This is a genomic window from Chitinophaga sp. (assembly GCF_035564935.1).
Taxonomy (GTDB): domain Bacteria; phylum Bacteroidota; class Bacteroidia; order Chitinophagales; family Chitinophagaceae; genus Chitinophaga.
In genome coordinates, this window is the sequence record NZ_DATMTE010000996.1 from 1 (window position 1) to 1,566 (window position 1,566).

The window sequence follows — 1,566 nt, forward strand, 5'->3', positions numbered from 1 at the left end:
GTTTGGATTAAAAATATGCGGCAGCGATGAACTGGTAAAAGATTGTATTACCCAGTTGTTTTTACAGCTGTGGACCCGGCACCAGGGCCTGCCCGCAGTAACCAATGTACCTGCCTATTTGTTTACCGCCCTGAAAAGACAGCTGCTGGATCAGTTGGCCTACCAGTCGAAGATCCATGCTGCCATTCATCGTATGACCGATAAAGAAGCGGAGAGCGAATTATCTTATGAAGAAATTATTATACAGGTACAACAGGATGAAGAATTAAAACAGCGGCTGCAACAGGCCCTGAAGGCGCTTACTCCCCGGCAGATAGAGCTGATACGGCTGAAATTTTTTGAAGGGATGTCGTACGAACAAATCGCTGCGCAAACTTCCCAAACGGTGAAAACGGCTTACAATACCATCTATGATGCTATTAAATCATTAAGGAAAATGCTGAAGTAACGGGCGTTTCCCATCTCCCTGAAAAAAATTATTAAAATCCTTAGGAAAAACGGCCGGTTTTGCCGTCTGTATAATCAAAGGCATTACCTACATGAATTTCCAGGATTTCGAAGCCGCCGATTTTGCATGTGATGAATCTTTCCAGCGCTATTGCCTGGAAGAGAACGACACCGACATATTATTTTGGGAGGGTTGGATAGCCCGCCATCCTGAAAAAGCCGCTGCTGTACAGGAAGCCCGGTATATGATCGGGGTACTGTCTGCCCGCCAGGGGAGCCGCCTGGAACAGCTCAAACATCTGAAAGACGGTATTGCCCGGTATGATCTGCTTCATATGGCCCTGGAGGAGCAGCCGGAACAAACTATTGCTTCATCCGGCAAAAGAATCAGCTCATTATTTAAGTATGCCGCCGTATTGGCGGGTATAGTAATGCTGGCAGGCGCCATTTACCTGTTCAGCCAACATAACACCCCGGCGGATATTACATCTCCCAAAACAAGTATTGTAATCAATGCAGGTAACGATCCCCGCAAAACAGTAGTGCTGCCGGATGGCTCCTCCATTGTTCTGCGGAAGAACAGCTCGGTGGAACTGGCCGCCGGGTTTAATGAAGCCAACAGGAAGCTCACCCTTACAGGCGAAGCCTTTTTTGATGTAACACAACACGCGCAGTACCCTTTTATAGTACATACTGCTGCTTTTGATATTAAGGTATTAGGCACCGTTTTTAACGTAAGCGCCTATGCCGGCAGCCATGAAGCGGAAACCGCCTTGTTTAAAGGCAAGGTAGAAGTTACGCTGGCCGATAAACGGGAAGAAAAGATCATATTACAACCCAATCAGAAACTGACAACGAACGCAGTTACATTGCCCACACGGGCTACACCGTTTAAAATAGTGCCGCTGGATGCAGACCCGGTGAATCATAAAGCCCGGGAAATTGCCTGGGTAAGGAACCGCCTGGAAATTGAAAACGAGCCGCTGGAGTCAATCGCAGGGAAGCTGGAAAAATGGTATGGCATCCGGGTCACCTTTGCAGATGAAACCGTGAAGCATTACCGGTATTCCGGCACCTTTGAAAGTGAAACCATCCTGAAAGCGCTGGATGCCTTGCAGT

Annotated in this window: 2 protein-coding genes; both read left to right on the forward strand. The window is 47.8% G+C overall.

The features are described from left to right. Positions 1-448 (forward strand): sigma-70 family RNA polymerase sigma factor (locus VN105_RS25720; protein ID WP_325645640.1); only part of this gene is annotated, 448 nt, incomplete at its 5' end. 91 nt (positions 449-539) lie between these two features. Continuing rightward, a partial coding sequence (locus VN105_RS25725; RefSeq protein ID WP_325645642.1) for a FecR family protein occupies positions 540-1,566 on the forward strand: 1,027 nt, incomplete at its 3' end.